The 3,714-nt window shown below is 71.4% G+C and carries 6 protein-coding genes; all 6 read left to right on the plus strand.

Annotated features, from left to right (window positions below):
* Positions 1 to 40 precede the first annotated feature (40 nt).
* Genes ACFRCR_RS17630 through ACFRCR_RS17655 form a run of 6 tightly spaced genes read left to right on the plus strand, consistent with a single transcriptional unit; the run spans position 41 to position 3,656 of the window.
* Positions 41 to 1,096, plus strand: coding sequence for a chemotaxis response regulator protein-glutamate methylesterase (locus ACFRCR_RS17630; protein ID WP_377679374.1), 1,056 nt, complete (start codon positions 41 to 43; stop codon positions 1,094 to 1,096).
* Entirely contained in the window at positions 1,093 to 1,905 is an 813-nt protein-coding gene (locus ACFRCR_RS17635; protein WP_204807802.1) for a protein-glutamate O-methyltransferase CheR, read from the plus strand. Before ACFRCR_RS17630 ends, ACFRCR_RS17635 begins: the two co-directional genes overlap by 4 nt.
* Positions 1,902 to 2,285, plus strand: coding sequence for a response regulator (locus ACFRCR_RS17640; RefSeq protein ID WP_138825814.1), 384 nt, complete (start codon positions 1,902 to 1,904; stop codon positions 2,283 to 2,285). Before ACFRCR_RS17635 ends, ACFRCR_RS17640 begins: the two co-directional genes overlap by 4 nt.
* A complete protein-coding gene (locus ACFRCR_RS17645) occupies positions 2,282 to 2,752 on the plus strand; it encodes a chemotaxis protein CheX (protein WP_377679370.1) in 471 nt (156 codons plus the stop codon). The genes ACFRCR_RS17640 and ACFRCR_RS17645 overlap by 4 nt, the downstream gene beginning before the upstream one ends.
* The gene (locus ACFRCR_RS17650; protein WP_191791652.1) at positions 2,749 to 3,111 is read left to right on the plus strand and encodes a response regulator; all 363 of its coding nucleotides are present in this window, start codon (positions 2,749 to 2,751) and stop codon (positions 3,109 to 3,111) included. The genes ACFRCR_RS17645 and ACFRCR_RS17650 overlap by 4 nt, the downstream gene beginning before the upstream one ends.
* 59 nt (positions 3,112 to 3,170) lie before the next feature.
* Positions 3,171 to 3,656 carry a hypothetical protein gene (locus ACFRCR_RS17655; protein ID WP_377679372.1) on the plus strand — a complete coding sequence of 162 codons (486 nt, stop codon included), beginning with the start codon at positions 3,171 to 3,173 and terminating at the stop codon, positions 3,654 to 3,656.
* The last annotated feature ends 58 nt before the right edge of the window (positions 3,657 to 3,714 follow it).

A 3,714-nucleotide genomic window follows, 5' to 3' on the forward strand; every position in this document is an offset into this window, starting at 1 on the left:
CGTCCCTGCCCGCCGCCCCGGGAGGACTCGCGTGATCCGGGTGCTCGTCGTCGACGACTCGGTCGTCATCCGACGCCTCGTCACCCAGACCCTCGAGCGGGACCCCGAGATCACGGTCGTCGGCACCGCCGCTGACGGGCGCCTCGCCCTCGCGAAGGTCGAGCAGCTCGAGCCCGACCTGATCACGCTCGACATCGAGATGCCCGTGCTCGACGGCATCGAGACGGTGCGCGCGCTGCGCGCCGCCGGCCGGCGCATGCCCGTCATCATGTTCTCGACGCTCACGGAGCGCGGAGCAGGGGCGACGCTCGACGCGCTCACGGCCGGCGCGACGGACTACGTGACGAAGCCCAGCGGCACGGGCTCGGTGCAGACCGCCCTCGAACGGGTAGGGCTCGAGCTCGTCCCCAAGATCAAGGCTCTCGTGCCAGGTGCCCGTCGACCAGCAGCGGCGGGGCCCGGCGGCGCGGTCGCGGCCGCCGTGCCGACCACGCGCAGGGCGGCGCCGCGACGCCCGGTCCGGGCCGTCGTCGTCGGCTCCTCGACCGGGGGGCCCGACGCGCTGCGCAGGGTCTTCTCGGCGATCCGTGAGCCGCTGCCCGTGCCGGTCCTCGTGGTCCAGCACATGCCGCCCGTGTTCACCCGCCAGCTCGCGGAACGGCTCGACCGTGAGGGGCCCACGACCGTGGTCGAGGCCGTCGGAGGGGAGATCCTCTCGCCTGGGCACGCCTACCTCGCCCCCGGCGGGCGTCACCTCGAGGTCGTGCGCCGGGGCTCCAGCCTGGTGACCGCCGTCACGGACGGCCCACCGGTCAACTTCACACGCCCCTCCGTCGACGTCCTGTTCCGGTCCGCGGTCCAGGTGCTGGGTGGCGACCTTCTCGCGCTCGTCCTGACCGGCATGGGCTCGGACGGGCGCGACGGCGCAGGAGCGGTCACCGGGGCCGGGGGACACGTCGTCGCCCAGGACGAGGCCTCGTCGGTCGTGTGGGGCATGCCGGGTGCCGTGGTCACTGCGGGGCACGCCCACCAGGTCCTTCCGCTCGACCACCTCGCCCGAGCCGTCGTCTCGGCGATCGAAGGAGCACACGCATGACCGTGTCCACCCAGTCGTTCTCGTTCGTGAGCGACCTGGTCCGCCGGCACAGCGCGATCCAGCTCGCCCCTGGCAAGGAGTATCTCGTCGAGTCGCGGCTCGGACCGTTGGCCCGGGAGAAGGGGCTCCACGGGATCGACGCCGTCGAGCAGTACGTGCAGAGGTACGTGCGCACCGGCTCGAGCGGCGAGATCGTGCGCGTGGTCGAGGCCATGACGACCAACGAGACGTCCTGGTTCCGTGACACCTCGCCGTTCACGGCCCTGCGACGCGTCGTGCTGCCGGCCCACGGCGACGGCGACCTGTCGATCTGGTCCGCAGCGTGCTCGACGGGACAGGAGCCTTACAGCATCGCGATGGTCCTGGCCGAGCAGGGCCACCAGCGCTTCCGGATCCTCGCGACCGACATCAACGCGCAGGTGCTCGACCGTGCCCGTGGCGGCCGGTACAGCCAGCTCGAGGTCAACCGCGGGCTGCCCGCCCCGATGCTCGTCCGCCACTTCCGGCGCGCGGGCGCGGAGTGGGAGGTCGACCCCGCGCTGCGCCGGAACCTGACGTTCGAGAAGCACAACCTGCTCACGCCGCCTCCGGGCGTCGGGACGTTCGACGTGGTCTTCCTGCGCAACGTCCTCATCTACTTCGACATGCCCACCAAGCAGTCGATCCTCGCCCGGCTCCGTAGCCGGGTGAGACCTGGTGGCTACCTGATCCTGGGTGCCGCCGAGACGACCGTCGGTGTCGATCCCGCGTGGGAACGCGTCGACGGCGCACACGGCTCCATCTACCGACTCCGAGGAGGCAGCGCATGAGAGCGCTGGTGATCGACGACTCGCGCGTGATGCGCCGTATCGTCGCGTCGACGTTGAAGGGTCTCGGCTTCGAGATCGCCGAGGCGGGGGACGGGCGCGCAGCGCTCGACCTGCTCGAGGCCGGTGAACGCTTCGACCTGGCGTGCGTCGACTGGAACATGCCCGTGATGGACGGCCTGGAGCTCGTCCAGGAGGTCCGCAAGCGCCGGGACTGGCGCGACCTCACCCTCATGATGGTCACGACCGAGTCCGAGCAGAACCAGATCGTGCGCGCCCTCGCGGCAGGAGCGCACGAGTACCTCATCAAGCCGTTCACCCCTGATGCGCTCGAGGCGAAGCTCGACATGCTCGGGCTGCTGCCGCAGAAGGAGCTCGCATGACCGACACCACCTCGACGCTCGCACAGAGCGTCGTCCCGATGGCGCAGGACCTGTTCACCGCGATGGTCGACGGCGAGCCGGGGCTGCTCCTGCCCATGGAGGCCCTGGAGGAGCCGATCAGCGACCCGCTGTACGCCTGGGTCGACATCGTCGGACCGGCGGTCTCGCGCACCCTGGTCGTGACGGCCCGTGAGACCGCGGACCGTCTCGCCCGCTCGCTCCTGCTCAAGGAGGACGACGAGCCGGTGACGCTCGAGGACGTCCAGGACGCGCTCGGGGAGGTCGCGAACGTCGTCGGCGGGAACCTCAAGGCCATGATGCCCGAGGGGTCGTCGCTGACGCTGCCGGTCGTCGAGCACGCCGAGCCCCCGGCCTCCCGCCCGGCCGACCACGAGCAGGCGCTGCTCTGGTGGGGCGGCCCGATCCTCATCCAGCTGTGGACCTCGACGAACGGAGAAGACCTGTGAGAGTCCTCGTGGCGGACGACAGCCGCGTCATGCGACAGATCGTCCTGCGCACCCTGCGTCAGGCGGGCTTCGGCGACTGGGACGTCGTCCAGGCCGGTGACGGCGCCGAGGCGCTCGCCCTGACCCGCGCGGAGAAGCCCGACCTCGTCCTGTCGGACTGGAACATGCCCGAGATGAACGGGATCGACTTCCTGCGTGCGCTGCGCGCGGGCGGCTCGAGCGTCCCGTTCGGCTTCGTCACGTCGGAGGGCTCGCCGCAGATGCGCGAGCTCGCCGAGAGCGAGGGGGCGCTGTTCCTCATCGCCAAGCCCTTCGACGCCGGCACGTTCGAGTCGGCGTTGCGTCCGCACTTCCGCTGACCTCATCCACGCGCACCCCCAGCGCACCACCCACCGAGAGACCCCGGAGGACCCCACTCGTGACCACCACGCCCCTGCCCCAGCTCAAGGAGATCAAGGACCTGTACGCGGGCCTGGTCGGCCGTGCGTGCACGGCCGTGCCGGCCGGCCGGCTCATGACGCCCGAGACGAAGGGACTCGTCGTGGCCACCTACCTGAGCAACCGCGGCCAGGTCGAGGCCGTGGTCGCGGTCGACGTCCCCCTGGGCGCGTACCTCGGTGCGTCGATCGGCCTCATGCCGCCCGGACCGGCGAAGGACGCCGCGGCGGACGGGAGGCTCAGCGACGTGCTGCTCGAGAACGTCTCGGAGGTCCTCAACGTCACGGCCGGGCTCTTCAACACGCAGGACGCCCCGCACCTGGTGCTCGCCGACGTGTTCGACTCGACGCGGGCCGCCCTGCCCGGCACCGCCGTGTCGTTCCTGCGCAGCACGGGTCGTCGGCTCGACGCCGAGGTGGACGTGGCGGGCTACGGCGGTGGCGCGTACACGGTCGTCCTGCGGTAGTCGTCCACGGCTCCACGCACCAAGAGAGGCCCGCCCGGTTCCCCGGATGGGCCTCTCT

This window comes from Oerskovia sp. NPDC056781, from assembly GCF_042789955.1.
GTDB classification, from domain to species: domain Bacteria; phylum Actinomycetota; class Actinomycetes; order Actinomycetales; family Cellulomonadaceae; genus Oerskovia; species Oerskovia rustica.

Excerpts from the sequence above, each read along its gene's own strand:
- ACFRCR_RS17640 (WP_138825814.1), top strand. The coding sequence starts at position 1,902 with ATGAGAGCGCTGGTGATCGACGACTCGCGCGTGATGCGCCGTATCGTC.
- ACFRCR_RS17645 (WP_377679370.1), top strand. The coding sequence starts at position 2,282 with ATGACCGACACCACCTCGACGCTCGCACAGAGCGTCGTCCCGATGGCG.
- ACFRCR_RS17635 (WP_204807802.1), top strand. The coding sequence starts at position 1,093 with ATGACCGTGTCCACCCAGTCGTTCTCGTTCGTGAGCGACCTGGTCCGC.